General features: G+C 70.2%; 17 protein-coding genes. 11 read left to right on the top strand and 6 right to left on the bottom strand.

The window, feature by feature from the left end; translation table 11 throughout:
• Positions 1-54 precede the first annotated feature (54 nt).
• The 5 genes from lspA to ABD355_RS30670 all read left to right on the top strand — a co-directional run bounded on the left by lspA (position 55) and on the right by ABD355_RS30670 (position 4,564).
• Entirely contained in the window at positions 55-630 is a 576-nt protein-coding gene (gene lspA / locus ABD355_RS30690) for a signal peptidase II (RefSeq protein ID WP_344404057.1), read from the top strand.
• A gap of 60 nt (positions 631-690) precedes the next feature.
• Positions 691-1,635 (top strand): RluA family pseudouridine synthase, encoded by a 945-nt coding sequence (locus tag ABD355_RS30685; protein WP_344404055.1) that lies wholly within the window; start codon positions 691-693, stop codon positions 1,633-1,635.
• Positions 1,632-2,102, top strand: a complete 471-nt coding sequence (locus ABD355_RS30680; protein WP_344404054.1) for a GNAT family N-acetyltransferase — start codon at positions 1,632-1,634, stop codon at positions 2,100-2,102. The genes ABD355_RS30685 and ABD355_RS30680 overlap by 4 nt, the downstream gene beginning before the upstream one ends.
• Positions 2,103-2,187: 85 nt before the next feature.
• Positions 2,188-3,774: a Na+/H+ antiporter gene (locus ABD355_RS30675; RefSeq protein WP_344404081.1), complete on the top strand. Its 1,587-nt coding sequence runs from the start codon at positions 2,188-2,190 to the stop codon at positions 3,772-3,774.
• Between the two features lie 49 nt (positions 3,775-3,823).
• Complete coding sequence (locus ABD355_RS30670) at positions 3,824-4,564, top strand: SDR family NAD(P)-dependent oxidoreductase (protein ID WP_344404052.1); 741 nt, start codon at positions 3,824-3,826, stop codon at positions 4,562-4,564.
• A 233-nt stretch (positions 4,565-4,797) separates the two neighbouring features.
• Here the strand turns inward: ABD355_RS30670 and ABD355_RS30665 are convergent, their stop codons facing one another.
• A complete protein-coding gene (locus tag ABD355_RS30665) occupies positions 4,798-5,907 on the bottom strand; it encodes a mechanosensitive ion channel family protein (protein WP_344404051.1) in 1,110 nt (369 codons plus the stop codon).
• A gap of 107 nt (positions 5,908-6,014) precedes the next feature.
• Here ABD355_RS30665 and ABD355_RS30660 point away from each other — a divergent pair, with 107 nt between their 5' ends.
• The gene (locus tag ABD355_RS30660) at positions 6,015-6,584 is read left to right on the top strand and encodes a dienelactone hydrolase family protein (protein ID WP_344404050.1); all 570 of its coding nucleotides are present in this window, start codon (positions 6,015-6,017) and stop codon (positions 6,582-6,584) included.
• 24 nt (positions 6,585-6,608) lie between these two features.
• Here ABD355_RS30660 and ABD355_RS30655 read toward each other — a convergent pair whose 3' ends face one another.
• The 4 genes from ABD355_RS30655 to ABD355_RS30640 all read right to left on the bottom strand — a co-directional run bounded on the left by ABD355_RS30655 (position 6,609) and on the right by ABD355_RS30640 (position 11,432).
• Complete coding sequence (locus tag ABD355_RS30655; protein WP_344404049.1) at positions 6,609-8,279, bottom strand: alkaline phosphatase D family protein; 1,671 nt, start codon at positions 8,277-8,279, stop codon at positions 6,609-6,611.
• A gap of 107 nt (positions 8,280-8,386) precedes the next feature.
• A complete protein-coding gene (locus ABD355_RS30650) occupies positions 8,387-9,205 on the bottom strand; it encodes a thioredoxin domain-containing protein (protein ID WP_344404048.1) in 819 nt (272 codons plus the stop codon).
• Between the two features lie 118 nt (positions 9,206-9,323).
• Positions 9,324-10,028 carry a hypothetical protein gene (locus ABD355_RS30645; RefSeq protein WP_344404047.1) on the bottom strand — a complete coding sequence of 235 codons (705 nt, stop codon included), beginning with the start codon at positions 10,026-10,028 and terminating at the stop codon, positions 9,324-9,326.
• Positions 10,029-10,106: 78 nt separating this feature from the next.
• On the bottom strand, positions 10,107-11,432 hold the full coding sequence (locus ABD355_RS30640; RefSeq protein WP_344404046.1) for a DUF2252 domain-containing protein: 1,326 nt from the start codon (positions 11,430-11,432) through the stop codon (positions 10,107-10,109).
• 204 nt (positions 11,433-11,636) lie between these two features.
• Here ABD355_RS30640 and dnaE point away from each other — a divergent pair, with 204 nt between their 5' ends.
• Positions 11,637-15,176 carry a DNA polymerase III subunit alpha gene (gene dnaE, locus ABD355_RS30635; RefSeq protein ID WP_344404045.1) on the top strand — a complete coding sequence of 1,180 codons (3,540 nt, stop codon included), beginning with the start codon at positions 11,637-11,639 and terminating at the stop codon, positions 15,174-15,176.
• Positions 15,177-15,294: 118 nt separating this feature from the next.
• Here the strand turns inward: dnaE and ABD355_RS30630 are convergent, their stop codons facing one another.
• Positions 15,295-15,459 carry a hypothetical protein gene (locus ABD355_RS30630; RefSeq protein ID WP_344404044.1) on the bottom strand — a complete coding sequence of 55 codons (165 nt, stop codon included), beginning with the start codon at positions 15,457-15,459 and terminating at the stop codon, positions 15,295-15,297.
• Between the two features lie 234 nt (positions 15,460-15,693).
• Here ABD355_RS30630 and ABD355_RS30625 point away from each other — a divergent pair, with 234 nt between their 5' ends.
• The 4 genes from ABD355_RS30625 (at position 15,694) to ABD355_RS30610 (ending at position 19,696) form a co-directional block, all read left to right on the top strand.
• Positions 15,694-16,905 carry an NYN domain-containing protein gene (locus tag ABD355_RS30625; protein WP_344404043.1) on the top strand — a complete coding sequence of 404 codons (1,212 nt, stop codon included), beginning with the start codon at positions 15,694-15,696 and terminating at the stop codon, positions 16,903-16,905.
• A 158-nt stretch (positions 16,906-17,063) separates the two neighbouring features.
• A complete protein-coding gene (locus ABD355_RS30620; protein WP_344404079.1) occupies positions 17,064-18,038 on the top strand; it encodes an ABC transporter ATP-binding protein in 975 nt (324 codons plus the stop codon).
• Positions 18,039-18,144: 106 nt separating this feature from the next.
• Entirely contained in the window at positions 18,145-18,966 is an 822-nt protein-coding gene (locus ABD355_RS30615) for an ABC transporter permease (protein WP_344404042.1), read from the top strand.
• A gap of 34 nt (positions 18,967-19,000) precedes the next feature.
• Positions 19,001-19,696 carry an AAA family ATPase gene (locus ABD355_RS30610; protein WP_344404041.1) on the top strand — a complete coding sequence of 232 codons (696 nt, stop codon included), beginning with the start codon at positions 19,001-19,003 and terminating at the stop codon, positions 19,694-19,696.
• Positions 19,697-20,204 lie beyond the last annotated feature (508 nt).

The following is a 20,204-nucleotide window of genomic DNA, read 5'->3' as shown; positions in this document are numbered from 1 at the left end:
CGCGCGCGTGTCGTACCCTCGTCCTCAGTCAGGTACCTAGGTTGAAGGACTCACGTGGCAGAGGCGGAGCGCATCATCGGTACGCCGGACACCCCAGAGGCGGCGGGGACCGAGCCGGAACAGGGCGAAACCGCACGCCCCAGGGGCAAGCGCCGTATCGCCGTGCTGTTCGCGGTCGCCACGTTCGCGTACGCCCTCGACCTGATCAGCAAGATGATCGTGGTCGCCAAGCTGGAGCACCACGCGCCGATCCGGATCATCGGGGACTGGCTGCAGTTCGAGGCGATCCGCAACGGGGGCGCGGCCTTCGGCTTCGGCGAGGCCTTCACCGTGATCTTCACGGTGATCGCGGCGGCCGTGATCGTGGTGATCGCCCGGCTCGCCCGCAAGCTCTACAGCCTGCCCTGGGCGGTCGCGCTCGGCCTGCTGCTCGGCGGTGCACTCGGCAACCTCACCGACCGGATCTTCCGCTCGCCGGGCGTCTTCGAGGGCCGCGTCGTCGACTTCATCTCGCCCAAGGGCTTCGCCGTCTTCAATCTGGCGGACTCGGCGATCGTGTGCGGCGGCATCCTGATCGTGCTGCTGTCGTTCAAGGGGCTCGACCCGGACGGGACCGTCCACAAGGACTGATCCACAGGGGCCGAGGGGCGTGTTTGGGGGGCTGTCGGTGGTGTCCGGCATACTCGTCGGGTGAGCACGATTCCCGAGATCCGTACCCTGCCCGTGCCCGACGGCCTGGAGGGCGAGCGCGTCGACGCCGCCATCTCCCGGATGTTCGGCTTCTCCCGGACCAAGGCGGCCGAGCTCGCCGCCGCGGGGAAGGTCACGGTCGACGGGTCGGTGGTCGGCAAGTCCGAGCGGGTGAGCGGGGGAGCCTGGCTCGAGGTCGAGATGCCGCAGGCGCCCGCGCCGGTGCAGATCGTCGCGGAGCCGGTCGAGGGCATGGAGATCGTGCACGACGACGATGACGTGGTCGTGATCGTCAAGCCGGTCGGTGTTGCCGCCCACCCGAGCCCCGGCTGGAGCGGACCGACCGTCATCGGCGGCCTCGCCGCGGCCGGCTACCGCATCTCCACCTCCGGTGCCGCCGAGCGCCAGGGCATCGTGCACCGCCTCGACGTCGGCACCTCCGGCCTGATGGTGGTCGCCAAGTCGGAGCGCGCGTACACCTCGCTCAAGCGCCAGTTCAAGGAGCGCACGGTCGACAAGCGGTACCACACGCTCGTCCAGGGCCACCCCGACCCCACCAGCGGCACCATCGACGCACCCATCGGCCGCCACCCCAACCACGACTACAAGTGGGCGGTCACGGCCGACGGAAAGCCCTCGGTCACGCACTACGACCTCATCGAGGCCTTCCGCGCGGCCTCGCTGCTCGACGTCAAGCTCGAGACCGGCCGCACCCACCAGATCCGCGTCCACATGGCCGCCCACCGCCACCCCTGCGTCGGCGACCTGACCTACGGCGCGGACCCGACGCTCGCCAAGCGGCTGCATCTGACCCGCCAGTGGCTGCACGCCGTGCGCCTCGGCTTCGAGCACCCAGGGGACGGCCAGTGGGTGGAGTTCGCCAGCGACTACCCCGCCGACCTGCAGAAGGCCCTCGACCAGGTCCGCGCGGAGACATACGGATGAGCACGCACGCGTACGTGGTGCGCGTCGCCGAGGACCCCGCCGACCGCCAGGCGTGCTTCGCGGTGCGCAAGGAGGTCTTCGTCGGCGAGCAGGGTGTCCCGGAGGACATCGAGTACGACGCGTACGACGCCGTGGCCGTGCATGTGCTGGCGGTGCGGGAGGACGGCGTGCCGCTCGGCACCGGGCGGCTGCTGCACGGGGAGGCGGCCGCGGCCAAGGTCGGCGGCGACCTGACGGTGGGGTCGCTCGGGCGGCTCGCCGTCGCCAAGGAGGCCCGCGGGCTCGGCGTCGGCATCGCCCTGGTGCGGGCCATCGAGGACGCGGCACGTGCGCGTGGGCTCGCGGCGGTGGATCTGCACGCGCAGACCCATGCCCTCGGGTTCTACGAGCGGCTCGGATACGAGGCGTACGGGCCGGAGTACCCGGAGGCGGGCATCCCGCACCGGGCGATGCGGCGCGCTCTGTAGCCGAGCCCGAAAACGCCCGCGGGGACGGCGGCATGGCAGGCTTGAAAGCCGCTGCCCGTCTGTCGACCTTCCCGGAGTGCTGACCGTGGATCAGTTGGCCCTGCTGTTCGTGCTGTTGCTCGGGGCCCTGGTGAGCGTCCCGGTCGGGGACCGGTTCGGACTGCCGGCGCCGGTGCTGATGACCCTCTTCGGGATCGTGCTCGCCGTGGCCGACTTCGTGCCGAACGTCGACGTCCCGCCGGAGCTGATCCTGCCTCTGCTGCTCCCGCCGCTGCTCTACGCGGCGGCGCGGCGCACGTCCTGGCGGCAGTTCGCGGCGAACCGGCGGCCGATCTTCCTGCTGGCGGTGGCGCTGGTCTTCGTCACCACCGTGTGCGTGGCCGTCGTCGCGCACACGATCGGGCCGGGGCTGCCCGTCGCCGCCGCCGTGGCGCTCGGCGCGCTCGTCGCACCGCCCGACCCGGTCGCCGCGACCGCGGTCGCCGGACAGCTCGGGCTGCCGCGCCGGCTCGTGTCCATCCTGGAGGGCGAGGGCCTGTTCAACGACGTCACGGCGATCGTGCTGTACCACGTGGCGATCGCCGCCGCCGTCAGCGGCAGCTTCACCCCGGGACGGGCCGCGCTCGACCTGGTGCTCTCCGCCGTGGTGGCCGTGGCGGTCGGGCTCGCGCTCGGCTGGGGCGCCAACCGGCTCATGGATCTGCTGGGCGACCCGACCCTGCAGATCGGGATGACACTGCTCGTGCCGTACGCCTCGTACGTCCTCGCGGAGGTGCTGCACGGCTCCGGTGTGCTCGCCGTGCTCACGACCGCCCTGTTCCTCGCCGAGTACGCCACCGACGCCGACGATGTGCTGACACGGCTGACCGGGCATGCGTTCTGGGACATCGTCGACACGCTCGTCACGGGCGTCGCCTTCGGGCTGATCGGTCTCGAACTGCACAACGCGATCCGCACGGCGTCCGGCCGATGGGGCGAGATGCTCGGTTGGGCGGGCGTGATCGTGGCCGTCGTGGTCGTCGTACGCCTGGTGTACCTGCTGCCGGCGACCTGGCTCACCAAGCGGCTGCACGCGAGACGGGACTACGACGAGGACATCCCGATGAGTGTGCGGGAGACCGTCGTCATGTGGTGGTCGGGGATGCGGGGAGTGGCCTCGGTCGCGTTGGCGCTGGCGATTCCGCTGAGGACCGACGACGGTTCGGCCTTTCCCGACCGGGACGAGATCGTGTTCATCGCCTTCGGGGTGATCATGGGGACGCTGGTGCTGCAGGGGCTGACCCTGCCGTGGCTGGTGAAGCGGCTTGGGGTGCAGGCCGACACGGAGCGGGAGAAGGAGTTCGAGAAGTCCCTCGCCGTCCGGGCGGCCAAGGCGGCCAAGCGGCGGCTGAAGGAGATCGAGGAGGTCGAGGAGCTGCCGGAGGAGCTGTCCGAGCAGATGCTGCGGCGGGCCTTCGACATCGGGGTGCGGATCAGCCCCGACATGGCGGACGAGGAGCGGCGGGAGGCGCATGAACACCGTGTGCGCCGACTGAAGCGGGTGCGGCGGATCCAGGGCGAGATGCTCAGCGCGGCACGGCACGAGGTGCTGGCCGCGCGCAGCGAGCCCGGGGCGGATCCGGAGATCGTGGACCGGGTGCTGCGCCATCTCGACGTACGGAGTCTGCGCTGACCCCATGGGTCGTTCGACGTCGGCGGCTTGCGGTGCGTAGGGTCGGATCATGGCTCGTAATGTCGTAATCAGCGGTGGCGGTACGGGGATTGGACTTGCCGCGGCGCAGGTCTTCGCGGCGGACGGGGACCGGGTCCTGCTGCTCGGGCGGCGGGCGGAGGTGCTGGAGAAGGCCGCGGTGCCGGGCGCTTCGGCCTACGCGGCGGATCTGAGTGATCCGGCTGCCGTGCGCGGCGTCGCCGGCTTCGTGGAGCGGGAGTTCGGGACCGTGGATGTACTCATCCACAGTGCCGGGGGCACCGGGCAGCTGGAGCCCGCCGCCGAGAGCGACGACCCGCTCGACCGGGTCGCGCACAACTGGACCCTCAACTTCCGGATCAACACCCTCACCGCGGCTCTGCTCACGGAGGCCCTGAAGGACCGGCTGGCCACGCCGGGAGGACGGGTGCTGTTCGTCAGCTCCATCGCCGCCTACCGGGGCTCCGGCAGCGGGGCGTACGGCGGCGCCAAGGCCGCGTTGCACCCGTACGCCCATGACCTCGCCCGGGAGCTGGGGCCGCGCGGGATCACGGCCAACGTGGTCGCGCCCGGCTACATCGAGGACACCGAGTTCTTCGGCCCGCAGATCGACCCCGCGCGGCGCGCACGGCTCGTCGAGGACACCCTGGACAAGCGCGCCGGCACCCCCGGCGACGTGGCCGCGACCCTGCACTGGCTCGCCTCACCGGGGGCCGGGCACGTCACCTCGCAGGTCATCCAGGTCAACGGGGGTGCGGAGCGCGGCCACTGAGGCCGTTGGGGCCTGTCCGGCGAATCAGCTCGGCGTGGCGGGGCTCGAGCGGGAGGGGCCCCCATCGCTCCGCGTCGCCCGCCGCGGCAGCGGCTGATGTCACAGCCTCCTCCGCCTTGCAGCTGCACGTGCCCCCACTCTCGGCTTCGCCCGAGCGGGGGCACCCCCCTGACCCCGCTCGGGCCCGCTATGAGGGCAGTTTCCTGCAGCCGACCCGATCCGCCGGCCAGGCCCTAGCCGCGACCGGTCCTCGGCGCGGGTGTGCGGCGGGCCGCGCCGTCCGAGAAGCCGTCGAAGGAGCGCCGGCTCGACGGCAGCGCCGCGTCCGTGGTGTTGACGCGGGGCAGCGCGTACGGGTGCTGCTCGCACAGCCAGCGGACCATCTGCTCGCGGACGGTGACCCTCACCGTCCATATGTCGTCCGCGTCCTTGGCCGTCACCAGGGCCCGCACCTGCATGGTGTTCGGGGTGGTGTCAGTGACGGCCAGCCCGTAGCTGCGGCCGTCCCAGGCCGAGCACTCGCGCAGGATGTCGCGGAGCTTGTCACGCATCAGCTCCACCGGCGCCGAGTGGTCGAGGTGCCAGTAGACGATGCCCGTCATCTGGCTGCTGCCGCGGGACCAGTTCTCGAAGGGCTTCGAGGTGAAGTACGACACCGGCATGGTGATCCGGCGCTCGTCCCAGGTCCGCACGGTCAGGAAGGTCAGCGTGATCTCCTCGACCGTGCCCCACTCGCCGTCCACGACGACCGTGTCGCCGAGCCGCACCATGTCGCCGAAGGCGATCTGCAGGCCCGCGAACAGGTTGCTGAGCGTCGACTGGGCGGCGACACCGGCGACGATGCCGAGGACGCCGGCCGAGGCCAGCAGCGAGGCGCCTGCGGCGCGCATCGCCGGGAACGTCAGCAGCATCGCGGCCGCGGCCACCACGCCGACGATCGCCGCGACCACCCTCATGATCAGCGACACCTGGGTGCGCACCCGCCGCACCCGGGCCGGGTCGTGGTGCAGGCGGGCATAACGGGAGTAGGACGTCTCCACGACGGCCGCCGCGATACGGATCACCACCCAGGCCGTCGACCCGATCAGCACCAGGGTCAGCGTCCGGCCGATGCCGATCTCGTGCTCCTGCAGCAGTTGCGCCTCGTCGTAGGAGCCTCTGAGCATGGCCGAGCACAGCACCAGCTGGTAGGGGATGCGGCCGCGGCGCAGCAGCCCCCACAGCGGGGTCTCGCCGTGCCGTTCGTCGGCCTTGCGCAGCAGCAGATCGGTGGCCCAGCCGATGAGCAGCGTGAGCACGACCGAGCCGCCGATCACGATCAGCGGGCGGAGTACGTTCTCCATGCCTGCGAACCTAACCGGCTTCCGGGGGTCATGAACATGTGAGTTCGGGCTCGTAGGGGGTATGGCCACGAGGCGGCGCTGTCAGTCCCGGCTGGCACGATGGCCTCATGAACATCATGCTCTTTCACTCGACCTACGGTCTGCGGCCCGCGGTGCGCGAGGCCGCGGACCGGCTGCGCGGCGCCGGGCACGAGGTGTGGACCCCGGACCTCTTCGACGGGCGTACGTTCGAGACGGTCGAGGAGGGCATGGCCTTCAACGACGAGATCGGCAAGGACGAGCTGCTCAAGAGAGCCGTCCTGGCCGCCGCGCCCTACTCGGAGCGGGGCCTTGTGTACGCCGGGTTCTCACTCGGCGCCTCCATCGCCCAGACCCTGGCGCTCGGCGACGAGAAGGCGCGCGGGCTGCTGCTTCTGCACGGCACCTCGGACATCGCGCCCAACGCGTCCGTGGACGAGCTGCCGGTCCAGCTGCATGTCGCCGAGCCGGACCCGTTCGAGACGGACGACTGGCTGAGCGCCTGGTATCTGCAGATGGGCAGGGCGGGCGCGGACGTCGAGGTGTACAGATACGCGGGGGCGGGCCACCTCTACACCGATCCCGGGCTGCCGGACTACGACGAGGAGGCCGCCGAGGCCACCTGGCGGGTGGCGCTCGGCTTCCTCGAGACCCTCTAGAAGCCCTCTGGTCCTCTATACGGGCTATACGGGGTCGTATGTCCGCTCGACCTTCTGGGTGCCGGAGCGCGTGCGGTACGAGCGCACCCAGGCCGAGGTCGCGTCGGCCTTCGTGCGGTCGGAAAGGACGTAGTAGTCCATCTGCGCGCGCTCGGCGGTGATGTCCAGGACGCCGTAGCCGTGGCGGTCGGTGTCGACCCAGTGGACGTGCCGGTTGGCCGCCTTGATGACCGGCGAGGCGATGGCGGAGACCGTGCCCTCGGGGACCTTCACGATGTCGTCGAGGTTGTCGGAGGTCACCGAGGTGATGACGAACTCGGTGGCGGCCGAGGCGGACAGCGGGTACGTCCCGGCGTCCACCGGCACGTCGTTGGCCCACGACATGTGGATGTCGCCGGTCAGGAAGACGGTGTTGCCGATGTTGTTCGAGTGCAGGAGATCCAGCAGCTCGCGCCGGTCGTGGGTGTAGCCGTCCCACTGGTCGGTGTTGACGCCGATGCCGTCCTGCGGCAGGTCGAGCAGCTTGGCCAGCGGCTTGAGCAGGTCGGCGGTGAGCGAGCCGATGACGAAGGGCGCGATCATCACCGAGTTGCCGACCAGCCGCCAGGTGGTGTCGGAGGCCTTCAACCCGGCCTTCAGCCAGTCGAGTTGGGCCCGACCGGTGATCGTGCGGTTCGGGTCGTCGACCGAGCCGGAGCCCGTGGACGCCTGCTGGGAGCGGAAGGAGCGCAGGTCCAGGAGGGAGAGGTCGGCGAGCTTGCCGAAGCGCAGCCGGCGGTAGGTGGTGCCCGCGATCGCCGGGCGGACCGGCATCCACTCGAAGTAGGCCTGCTTGGCGGCCGCCTTGCGGTCGGTCCAGGTGCCCTCGGCGCCCTCGGTGTGGTTCACCGCGCCGCCCGACCACGCGTTGTCGGCGAACTCGTGGTCGTCCCAGATCGCGACGACCGGCGCCTTGTGGTGCAGGGCCTGCAGATCCGGGTCGGTCTTGTACTTGCCGTGCCGGGTGCGGTAGTCGGCGAGGGTGATGATCTCGTTCGTCGGCGCGTGCGGGCGGACGACGGTGCCGCGGGCCGCGTACTCGCCGGACTTGTACTCGTAGATGTAGTCGCCGAGGTGCAGCCAGGCGTCCAGGTCGCTGCGGGCCGCGAGATGGCGGTACGCGGCGAAGTAGCCGGCCTCCCAGTTGGCGCAGGTGACCACGCCGAAGCGCAGGCCCGGCACGGCGGCGTCGGCGGCGGGAGCCGTGCGGGTGCGGGCGATGGGGGAGTCGGTGGGGCCGGCGGAGAACCGGAACCAGTAGTCGGTGGCCGGCTCCAGGCCCCGGATGTCCGCCTTGACGGTGTGGTCGGAGGCGGCGCTCGCCGTGGTCGAACCCTTGGCGACGATGTTCGTCAGCGCCTTGTCCTTGGCGACGACCCAGCTGACCTCGGTGTCCGGGCCGAGCCCCGAGCCGGGTATGGCCTCGGGGGTGGGCGTCACCCGGGTCCACAGCAGGATGCCGTCGGGCAGCGGGTCGCCGGAGGCGACACCGTGCAGGAAGGCGGGAGCGTCCGCGGCCGCGCGGGCCGGGAGCGCGGCGGCGAGCGGGCCGGCCAGGACAGCGGTCGCCGCCGCGGCCTTGACGACCGTACGGCGGCGAGGAGAGAGCGAGTTGAGGGCCTGGGACGCCTCGGATGATCTGTATCGACTGGTCACGACCGAACAGGTTACTGATCGGTATGCGTGAGAGCGGGCGAACCCGGAATGTTCGCCCGCTCTTCATGCGGAGGCTGGACTTCCCCTCGGCCTCGGCCCTTGCGGCGTCAGCCCTTGAGGGCCGCGCCCACCACCCTGTTGAAGTCGGCCACGGTCAGGAGCGGCGTGCTCTTGCCGTCGGCGAAGAGCTGCTTGCCGTCCATGACGAAGCCCGGAGTGCCGGTCACGCCGTCCTTGTTGTCGTCGAAGGTCTTCGACATGGCCATCGCCCAGGCGTCGTAGGTGCCCTTCTTGACCGCGTCCTGGAACTTCGTGTTGTCCTTCAGGGCGGGAACGGTCTGGGCGATCTTGATCAGGTAGCTGTCGTCCTTGAACTTGTCCTGCGTCTCGTCCGGGTGCCACTGCGTCGAGTACATCGCTGTCTTGTAGTCGAGGAAGGCCTGGTCGCTGACGTTCAGCGCGGCGCCCAGAGCGCTCAGCGCGTTCTTGGAGCCCTCGCCGTTGTCCTTCCGGTCGATGAAGGTGGCGCCGACGTACTGGAACTTGAACTTGCCCTCGTCCAGGTCCTTCTTGAAGGTCGGGCCGACGACCTGCTCGAACTGGGCGCACACGGGGCAGCGCGGGTCCTCGTAGACCTTGAGGGTCTTCTTGGCGGTGCTCTTGCCGATGACGACCGTGGTGCCGTTGGTTCCCGTGGTGTTGGCGGGGGCCGTGACCTTGGCGTCCTTCAGGCCCTCCCAGTAGCTGGGCTTGTTGGCCTGGACGACGGCGTAACCTATGCCGCCGGCCGCCGCCAGGACGGCCACGATCGAACCGGCCACGATGGCCTGCCGCCTGATCTTGGCCTTCTTCGCCTGGCGCTCGCGCTCCTGCCGCAGCCGCTCTCGGGCCGCCGTCTTCGAGGCCTGGCTGTTCCGCTTGCTCATGTCGGTGTTCTCCATGTGGGACCCGCATACGTCGTACGCGGGATACGTGTGGGGGACTGGTCGTGCTCAGGTGCTGTGCGCAGGGACGGTGCGTGCGGGGCAGCGCACCGGGTGTCGCTCAGGCGAAGACGACCGAGCACGGCGGGCCACGCCGTCCCAGGGAGTGCACGAGGATCCGCTCGCGGGCGCCGGCCGCGGGGCCGCCGGTGTGCCGTACGGGGGGCGCCGGCGCGGCCGGCCGGACCGTCACCGCGGCGACCGCCAGCAGCAGCGGACGGAACGTGGTCGCGGTCACGGCGCGGACCAGCTGGGCCAGCGCTCGCTCACCGCGGCGCAGCCAGGCGGCGGCGAGCAGTCCGACGCCGACATGGGCGGCCAGCAGCAGCCAGGCGGTGGCCGGGTCGGCGTGCGCGAGCAGGGCGGCGAGCCGGTCGGTGCCGGTGCCGGTCACGCGGGCCAGCGGGGCGGTCGCCCCGGAGCCGAGGCCGGTGCCGTTGCCGCACAGCACGTCGAAGCCGACGGAGCGCAGGGGGCCGGCGACGGGTCCGCCCGCGCGGCCGTAGCAGACGTGCTGGCCGGTGGTGAAGACCGTGTCGGCGGCCAGCTCCAGCGGGATCAGCAGGGCGGCGATCCGCGCGAAACCGCGCTCACGGCCGGCCAGGGCGTAGGCGACCGTGAACACGGCGGCGGCGACCGCGGCCACCGTGTTGAGCGGCAGCGGGACCCGCGACAGCAGCACGTGCGACGCGGTGCTGAGCGTCACGACGAGTGCCGTGAACAGCGCCGCGCGAAGCGCTCTGATGCGGGTCCCGGATATGTCCATGGTGTGGAGAGTCTGTCACGCGGTCCCGTAAGGGACCCCTAAAAGTGCCCTGTGAGACGGCTTACCGACAGCAGACTGTCAGAGACCCGGGATCCGGCCGTTGCGGAACAGGTCCACGAAGATCTGGTGGTCGGCACGCGCGCGTGCGCCGTAGCCGTGCGCGAAGTCGGTCAGGACGCCCGCGAAACCGTCCTCGTCGGCGGCGATCGCCGCGTCGATGGCGCGCTCGGTGGAGAACGGCACCAGGGACTCGCCCGACTGGTCGTCCGCCGCCGCGTGCATGGTGGCCGTGGCCCGGCCCAGGTCGGCGACGACCGCCGCGATCTCCTCCGGGTCGTCGATGTCGCCCCAGTCCAGGTCGACGGCGTACGGCGACACCTCGGCGACCAGCTGGCCCGCGCCGTCCAGCTCGGTCCAGCCCAGCCACGGGTCCGCGTGCGCCTGCAGGGCGCGCTGGGAGATCACCGTGCGGTGGCCCTCGTGCTGGAAGTAGTCGCGGATCGCGGGGTCGGTGATGTGCCGGGAGACGGCCGGGGTCTGGGCCTGCTTGATGTAGATCACCACATCGTTCTCCAGGGCGTCGCTGTGGCCCTCCAGCAGGATGTTGTACGACGGCAGACCGGCCGATCCGATGCCGATGCCGCGGCGGCCCACCACGTCCTTCACCCGGTACGAGTCGGGGCGGGCCAGGGAGGCGTCCGGCAGCGTCTCCAGATAGCCGTCGAAGGCGGCGAGGACCTTGTAGCGGGTCGCCGCGTCCAGCTCGATGGAGCCGCCGCCGGGCGCGAAGCGGCGCTCGAAGTCGCGGATCTCCGTCATCGAGTCCAGCAGGCCGAAGCGGGTCAGGGAGCGCGCGTCACGCAGGGCGTCCAGGAGCGGTCCCTGCGCGGTGTCGAGCGTGAAGGGAGGTACCTCGTCGCTCTTCGCGCCGGTCGCCAGGGCGTGGATGCGCTCGCGGTACGCGCCCGCGTACACCTCGACCAGCTCGGTGATCTGGTCGTCGGCGAGCGCCTTCGCGTAGCCGATGAGGGCGATGGAGGCGGCAAAGCGCTTCAGGTCCCAGGTGAAGGGGCCGACGTACGCCTCGTCGAAGTCGTTGACGTTGAAGATCAGGCGGCCGTTCGCGTCCATGTAGGTGCCGAAGTTCTCCGCGTGCAGGTCGCCGTGGATCCACACCCGCGAGGTGCGCTCGTCCAGGTACGGGCCGCCCCGCTTCTCTGCGTCCAGGTCGTGGTAGAAGAGGCACGCCGTGCCCCGGTAGAACGCGAAGGCCGAGGCGGCCATCTTGCGGAACTTCACGCGGAACGCGGCCGGGTCGGCGGCCAGGAGCCGGCCGAAGGCGGTGTCGAAGACGGCGAGGATCTCCTCGCCGCGCTGCTCGTCGTTGAGCTGGGAAACCGACATCGCGGGGTGCCTCCTGGTGCCTGGATGTGTACGACGGCGTTTCTGTTTTTGCCAACGGTCGAGGGTGCGCGGAAGTGCCCGCGAACCTCGCAGTGAAGGTACGCGGGGCAGCCCCCGGATTGTCAGTCCCGAGGCATAGACTTCGACGCTGACCCCAGGACTGTCCCCAGCCCGTCGTCCAGCGTTTCCCTTGGAGGCCCGACCGTGTCAAAGCCGCCGTTCACGCACCTGCACGTCCACACCCAGTACTCGCTGCTGGACGGTGCCGCGCGGCTCAAGGACATGTTCAACGCGTGCAACGAGATGGGCATGACCCATATCGCCATGTCCGACCACGGCAACCTGCACGGGGCGTACGACTTCTTCCATTCCGCGAAGAAGGCCGGGGTCACCCCGATCATCGGGATCGAGGCATATGTCGCCCCGGAGTCGCGGCGCAACAAGCGCAAGATCCAGTGGGGTCAGCCGCACCAGAAGCGCGACGACGTCTCCGGCTCCGGTGGTTACACCCACAAGACGATCTGGGCGGCGAACTCGACGGGTCTGCACAACCTCTTCCGCCTCTCCTCGGACGCGTACGCCGAGGGCTGGCTGCAGAAGTGGCCCCGTATGGACAAGGAGACCATCTCCCAGTGGTCCGAGGGCCTGATCGCCTCCACCGGCTGCCCCTCCGGCGAACTCCAGACCCGGCTGCGGCTCGGCCAGTACGACGAGGCGCTGAAGTCGGCCGCCGAGTACCAGGACATCTTCGGCAAGGACCGCTACTTCCTGGAGCTGATGGACCACGGCATCGAGATCGAGCGCCGGGTCCGCGACGGCCTGCTCGACATCGGCAAGAAGCTCGGCATCCCGCCCCTGGTCACCAACGACTCGCACTACACGTACGCGCACGAGGCGACCGCCCACGACGCCCTGCTGTGCATCCAGACCGGCAAGAACCTCTCCGACCCCGACCGCTTCAAGTTCGACGGCACCGGCTACTACCTGAAGTCCACGGACGAGATGTACGCCATCGACTCCTCGGACGCCTGGCAGGAGGGCTGCCGCAACACCCTCCTGGTGGCCGAACAGATCGACACCACCGGCATGTTCGAGGCGAAGAACCTCATGCCGAAGTTCGACATCCCCGAGGGCTACACCGAGGTCACCTGGTTCAAGGAGGAGGTCCGCCGCGGCATGGAGCGCCGCTTCCCGGACGGCATCCCCGAGGACCGCCAGAAGCAGGTCGAGTACGAGATGGACGTCATCATCCAGATGGGGTTCCCGGGCTACTTCCTCGTCGTCGCCGACTTCATCATGTGGGCCAAGAACAACGGCATCGCGGTCGGCCCCGGCCGAGGCTCCGCGGCCGGCTCGATCGTCGCCTACGCCATGGGCATCACCGACCTCGACCCGATCCCGCACGGCCTGATCTTCGAGCGGTTCCTCAACCCCGAGCGCGTCTCCATGCCCGACGTCGACATCGACTTCGACGAGCGCAGGCGCGTCGAGGTGATCAGGTACGTGACCGAGAAGTACGGCGCCGACAAGGTCGCCATGATCGGTACGTACGGCAAGATCAAGGCCAAGAACGCGATCAAGGACTCCGCGCGCGTGCTGGGCTACCCGTACGCCATGGGCGACCGCATCACCAAGGCCATGCCCGCCGACGTCCTCGGCAAGGGCATCGACCTCAACGGCATCACCGATCCCTCGCACCCCCGCTACTCGGAGGCGGGCGAGGTCCGTGGCATGTACGAGAACGAGCCGGACGTGAAGAAGGTCATCGACACCGCCAAGGGCGTCGAGGGACTGGTCCGGCAGATGGGTGTGCACGCCGCCGGCGTGATCATGTCCAGCGAGACCATTACCGAGCACGTGCCCGTGTGGGTGCGCCACACCGACGGCGTGACCATCACGCAGTGGGACTACCCGAGCTGTGAGTCGCTCGGCCTGCTGAAGATGGACTTCCTGGGCCTGCGCAACCTGACGATCATGGACGACGCCGTCAAGATGGTGAAGTCCAACAAGGGCATCGACCTGGAGCTGCTCAGCCTCCCGCTGGACGACCCCAAGACCTTCGAACTCCTCCAGCGCGGTGAGACCCTCGGCGTCTTCCAGTTCGACGGCGGCCCCATGCGTTCGCTGCTGCGTCTGATGAAGCCCGACAACTTCGAAGACATCTCCGCCGTCTCCGCGCTCTACCGCCCCGGCCCGATGGGCATGGACTCGCACACCAACTACGCGCTGCGCAAGAACAAGCTCCAGGAGATCACCCCGATCCACCCGGAGCTGGAGGAGCCGCTCAAGGAGGTCCTGGACGTCACCTACGGCCTGATCGTCTACCAGGAGCAGGTGCAGAAGGCAGCCCAGATCATCGCCGGTTACTCGCTCGGCGAGGCCGACATCCTGCGCCGAGTGATGGGCAAGAAGAAGCCCGACGAACTGGCGAAGAACTTCACCATCTTCCAGGCCGGCGCCCAGAAGAACGGCTACAGCGACGAGGCGATCCAGGCCCTGTGGGACGTGCTGGTCCCCTTCGCCGGCTACGCCTTCAACAAGGCGCACTCGGCCGCCTACGGCCTGGTCTCCTACTGGACGGCCTACCTCAAGGCCAACCACCCGGCCGAGTACATGGCCGCGCTGCTGACCTCCGTCAAGGACGACAAGGACAAGTCGGCGGTCTACCTCAACGAGTGCCGGCGCATGGGCATCAAGGTGCTGCCTCCGAACGTCAACGAGTCGGTGCACAACTTCGCCGCCCAGGGCGACGACGTGATCCTCTTCGGCCTCGAGGCCGTCCGCAACGTCGGCACCAACGTGGTCGAGTCGATCATCAAGAGCCGCAATGCCAAGGGCAAGTACGCCTCCTTCCCCGACTACCTCGACAAGGTCGAGGCGGTCGCGTGCAACAAGCGCACCACGGAGTCGCTGATCAAGGCGGGCGCGTTCGACACCCTGGGGCACACCCGCAAGGGCCTCACCGCGCACTTCGAGCCGATGATCGACAACGTGGTCGCGGTCAAGCGCAAGGAGGCCGAGGGCCAGTTCGACCTCTTCGGCGGCATGGGCGAGGAGGAGAGCAACGAGCCGGGCTTCGGACTCGACGTGGAGTTCACCACCGAGGAGTGGGACAAGACCTATCTGCTCGCCCAGGAGCGGGAGATGCTCGGTCTGTACGTCTCCGACCACCCGCTCTTCGGTCTGGAGCACGTGCTGTCCGACAAGGCCGACGCGGGCATCTCCCAGCTCACCGGCGGTGAGCACGCGGACGGCGCGGTCGTCACCATCGGCGGCATCATCTCTGGGCTGCAGCGCAAGATGACCAAGCAGGGCAACGCCTGGGCGATCGCCACCGTCGAGGACCTCGCGGGCTCCATCGAGTGCATGTTCTTCCCGGCGACCTACCAGCTGGTGTCGACCCAACTCGTCGAGGACGCCGTCGTGTTCGTCAAGGGCCGCCTCGACAAGCGGGAGGACGTGCCGCGGCTGGTGGCGATGGAACTCCAGGTCCCGGACCTGTCCAACGCGGGCACCAACGCGCCCGTGATCCTCACCATCCCGGCCACGAGGGTCACTCCGCCCATGGTCAGCCGACTCGGCGAGATCCTCAGCCACCACAAGGGCGACAGCGAGGTCCGCATCAAGCTCCAGGGCCCGACCAAGACGACCGTCCTGCGTCTGGACCGGCACCGCGTGAAGCCCGATCCGGCGCTCTTCGGAGACCTGAAGGTGCTGCTCGGGCCGTCCTGCCTGGCCGGCTGAGCGGCGTACGAACGCGGGCGAACGAGCCGAGACGAGGGGCGCATCCGGTGAGCCGGATGCGCCCCTCTGTGTGCCTGGGTCTCAACGACCCGTTGTGCAGATGTCAGTTGTGAGCGCGTCAGTTGTGGCCGAAGCGTTTCTGCTTGCCCTTGCGCGCCATGTCGCCGGGGCTCACCTGGCTCAGGTGCTGCTCGGCGTGCGACTCCATCGTGGACTGCTGGGTCGCCTGCTGACCACGCTCGGTCTGCGGCTGCTTTCGCTCACGGTTCTTGTTCTTGGCCATGGTTCTGCCTCCTGTGGGGGATCTAGGGGCCAGGGCCGCGACCAGATTCACATAGGCTGACAATGAGCGCATTTCGGATAATTACCGTCTGTGACAGGGCATCTCGGAGCGCGAGGACGTAGGAGGCGAGCCGAAACGCCACGCCGAAGATCGAGTTCGGGCCGTTAACCCCCGCGCAGTCGGGCAGACTCGAAGGAAGCCCGAAGCAAACCTCCCGGAAAGAGGGTGGATCGCGTGGACCGCTGCATCGTCCTGGTGGACGCCGGGTATCTGCTGGGGGCCGCCGCCAGTCTCCTTGCCGGGGAGCCCTCACGCTCCCGCATCACCGTCGATCATGCCGCCCTCATCCAGGCCCTTCGCGAACGCGCCGAGTCCGACACGGAACGGCCGCTGCTGCGCATCTACTGGTTCGACGGCGCCCCCGACCGCGTCCCGCAGCCCGAGCACCGCAGACTGCGCGTGATGCCCCGGGTCACCGTCCGGCTCGGCGCCCTGACCCGCAGCGACGGACGCTGGGCGCAGAAGGGCGTCGACGCCGCCATGCACGCCGAGCTCACCGAGCTGGCCCGCAACCGCGCCTGCTCCGACATCGTCCTTGTCACCGGCGACGGCGATCTGCTGCCGGGCATGATGGCCGCCAAGGAGCACGGCGTCGCCGTACACCTGTGGGCCGTGCAGGCCGCCGACGGGGACTACAACCAGTCCGAGGACCTGGTCGCCGAGGCCGACGAGCGACGCGTCCTCGACCGTACCTGGATCACCAAGGCCGTACGGGCCAAGGAACTCGGCGGGATCTGCGCACCGCCGCCCGTGCCGCGGCCCGAGATCGCCGCGATCCTCTCAGCGCCGCTGCCGGAGTCCGCGCTCTCCGCGGCCGAGCGGGGCGCCGAGGACGGCGAGCACGCGCCCGCCGCGGCCCGCTCCGAGAACGGCACGCAGGAGCGGGTGCCCGCACCCAAGGGCGTGCCCACCCCGAAGGACCTGGCCGCGCTGCGCGCCCCCGGCGTGCAGCCCGACCGGCATCCCGCGAACGCGACCCTGCGCTGGTCCTCCGACAAGGGCTGGGTCGACCGGCCCCCCGCGGAGGCCCCCGAGGCCGCCTCGATGCCGACGCTGGCCCAGCTGACCACCGCCGAGCAGCGGTGGGCCGACCGCGAGGAGGACATCACCACGGTCGGCGGCGACCCGTACGAGGTCGGGCAGGTGTTCGCACGGCGGTGGATGGAGCGCCTCGGCGACCAGAGCCATCTGCAGAAGCTGTCCGGGATGTACCCGCGCGTCCCGCACCGCATCGACGGGGAGCTGCTGCGCTACGCCGCCCGGTTCGGTCTGCTCGCCCACAAGGACGACCAGATCGACGAGCACGACCGGTATGCGATCCGGGCCGGGTTCTGGCGGGAGATCGACGTGCGGACGGCGGCGGAACACGCTCCCGCGGGTGAGTAGTCCCTCACCGGTGTGCTGACCATGTTTCTCACCGGGGCCTTTACTGGCGGTTGTGCCGCTTTGGACCAACCCGAGAGCGGACGGGGCCCGCGGACCCCGTACCCTCGTCCTTTGTGAGTACGCGCGCGGCACAGGCACTTCGGCACGGTGGGGACGTCGTGTGCGCGGTGCGCGGACTGACCAAGACCTATCCGGCGGTGCGGGGGCGCCGGGGTGCGCCGGGGACGCCCGCCGTGCGGGCCACCGACGATGTGCACCTCGACATCCGGCGCGGCGAGATCTTCGGCCTCCTCGGGCCGAACGGCGCGGGCAAGTCCACCCTCGTACGGCAGCTGACCGGGCTGATGCGGCCCGATGCCGGGCGGGTCGAGATCCTCGGGCACGACATCGTGCGGCACCCGGAGCGGGCCGCGCGGATCCTCGCCTACCTGGGGCAGGAATCCAGCGCCCTCGACGAACTGACCGTGTCCCTCGCCGCCGAGACGACCGGGCGGCTGCGCGGCCTGGAGGCCCGTCAGGCGCGGGCCGAGCGGGATGCCGTACTGGAGGAACTGGGCCTCACGTCCCTTGCCGGGCGGCCGCTGAAGAAGCTGTCCGGTGGGCAGCGGCGGCTGGCGTGTCTTGCCGCCGCGCTGGTCGGGGAGCGGCCCCTGCTGGTGCTCGACGAGCCGACCACCGGGATGGATCCGGTGGCCCGGCGGGCCGTGTGGGCGGCCGTGGACCGGCGGCGGGCCGAGCGCGGGACGACGGTTCTGCTGGTCACCCACAACGTCATCGAAGCGGAAACGGTTCTCGACCGGGTCGCCGTTCTCGACCAGGGGCGGGTGATCGCCTGCGACACCCCCGCCGGGCTCAAGGAGCAGGTCGCGGGGGAGGTCCGGGTCGAGCTGGTGTGGCGCGAGAGCGCGCCGCTGCATGTGCCGGAGGTCGCCGCGCTGCGCGAGCGGGCCGCCGAGTCCGGGCGCCGCTGGACGCTCAGGCTCGCCCCCGAGGAGGCCCGCGCGATCGTCGCCACCGTCACCGGTGGCTCTGCGTTCGCCGCGCTCGACGACTTCACGCTGGCCACGCCCAGCCTGGAGGACGTGTATCTGGCGCTGGGGGGCGCCGCGCAACAGGGGCTGGTGAAGGCGTGAGCGTTGTCGTCGGTGTGAGTGCGCGGGCCGCCGCGGCCGTATGGTCCCTACGAGCGATCGGCTCGGTGGGCCCTGTGGGCCCGAGTGAGAAGGGGAGCAGCGCGTCGTGAGTGTCGTACCCGCCGGGGTTCTGCCGGGCGGTGCCCTGGCCGTGGAGGAGGACGGCCGCGGCGCGGCCGAGCTCGGGCCGCGCGCGCGGATGTGGCCGGCCCTCGTCGCCGTGTACCGGGCGCAGCTGTCGCGCGCGCGGGTGGCCCGGATTCCGCTGCTGTTCGTGGCGACCTTCCAGTCGGTCGGGATCATGATCCTGATGCGGGGGGTCGTGGACGGCGGCGGCGAGGCCGAGTCGGTGGTCGCCGGGGCGTCGGTGCTCGTGGTGGCGTTCGTCGCGCTGAATCTGCTCGCGCAGTACTTCGGGCAGCTGCGGGCGAGCGGCGGGCTCGACCATTACGCGACCCTGCCGGTGCCGCCTGCGTCCGTGGTGCTGGGGGCGGCCGGGGCGTACGCGTCCTTCACCGTGCCGGGGACCGTGGTCACGGCGGTGTTCGGGTGTGTGCTGTTCGGGCTGCCGCTGGCGCATCTGTGGGTGCTCGCCGCGGTGATTCCGCTGGCGGGGGCCGCGCTGGCCGGGCTGGGCGCGGCGCTCGGGCTGCTGGCTCCGCGGCCGGAACTGGCCACTCTGCTCGGCCAGTTGGGCATGTCCGCGGCACTGCTGCTCGGGGTGCTGCCGGCCGACCGGATGCCCGAGGTCGTGCGGCTCGCGCGGGATCTGCTGCCGTCGACGTACGGCGTCGAGGCCCTCGCGCGGACTTTCGGGGCGCATCCCGACTGGGCCTTCGTGGCCGGGGACCTCGCCGTGTGCGCCGGGGTGGGTGTGGTCTCGCTGGCCGTCGCCACGTGGGCGTACCGTCGGGCGGCCGTCCGGTGACGCGCCGCACAGACGGGCCTGGCACGATGGCAGGGTGACCGCACCGTTGACTCCGCCTCCGCCGCCGCATGAACAGTCCTCGCAGAACGCGTGGCAGCCCCCGGCTGCCGGGTACGTGGCCCCTGTGACGCATGACGTCGCGTGGGACGGCACGTACGGACAGGACGGGCCCGGAATGAAGACCGAAGTGCGGGAGGCCGCCGTGATCACGGCGGCGGTGACGGTCGCCGGCGCGCTGCTCGGGGTGCTGTGGTGGTGGCTGGCGCCGCATGTGCCGCTCGTCGGTGACGTGGTCGACAAGAGCTGGGTCGTCTACCTCTCCGACAGTGAGGGGGAGCAGGCGATCGGGGTGGACGGAACGTTCACGCTGCTTGCGGTGGCCTTCGGCGTGGTGAGTGCGCTCGGGGTGTTCTTCTGGCGGCGGCGTGGGGGTGTGCCGTTGGTGGTGGCGCTGGGGGTCGGGGGGCTGCTCGCGTCGTTGCTGGCCTGGAAGCTCGGGGTGTGGCTGGGGCCGCCGCAGGATGTGATCGCCCATGCGAAGGCCGCGGGCAAGGGGGTTACGTTCTCTGCGCCGCTGAAGCTGGGGGCGAAGGGGGCGTTGTTGGCGTGGTCGTTGGCTGCGCTGGTGGTACATCTCGGGTTGACGGCGTTGTTCGGGCCTCGGGATCCGGAGCAGTATCAGGAACACGGGGGTGTTCCCAAGGATCCTTATGGGGCGCCGATGGCCTAGGGGCCGCGCCCTTGGGGTCGCGGGGTTTCTTTCGCCCCCGCCGCCCCTACCCGTCCCGTCCTGGGGGCTGCGCCCCCAGACCCCGCTTGTCGGCCTGAACGGCCTCGTCCTCAAACGCCGGACAGGCTGAAAAGATCAAGCCTCGGCGGTGTTGCCCCCCGCGGGGGTGGGTGGGGGTTGGGGATGGCCGGGTCTTGTTCTTAAACGCCGGGCGGGCTGAAAAGATCAGGCCGCGGCGGCCGTCGAGGAGTGTTGCCCCCGGGGGTGGGTGGGGGTTCGGGATGGCAGGGTCTCGTTCTCAAACGCCGGGTGGGCTGAAAAGATCAGGCCGTGGCCGGCGGTTGAGGACGTGCGGCTCTCTTGTGCCGGACGGGCTGAAAAGATCAAGTCCCGGTCGGCGTTTGAGGACCTGAGAAGCTCTCTCACGCCGGGCGGTGGCCGTGGTTGGAGCGGCCCTTCTTGGTGCGCCACTTGCGTTTGCGGGTTTTCTTCGACATGTCTCTCGTGC

Origin of the sequence: Streptomyces longisporus (assembly GCF_039532765.1) — a bacterium.
Lineage (GTDB): Bacteria > Actinomycetota > Actinomycetes > Streptomycetales > Streptomycetaceae > Streptomyces > Streptomyces longisporus.
The sequence above is the reverse complement of the archived record's forward strand: the minus strand, read 5'-3'. Positions and strand labels throughout refer to the sequence as shown.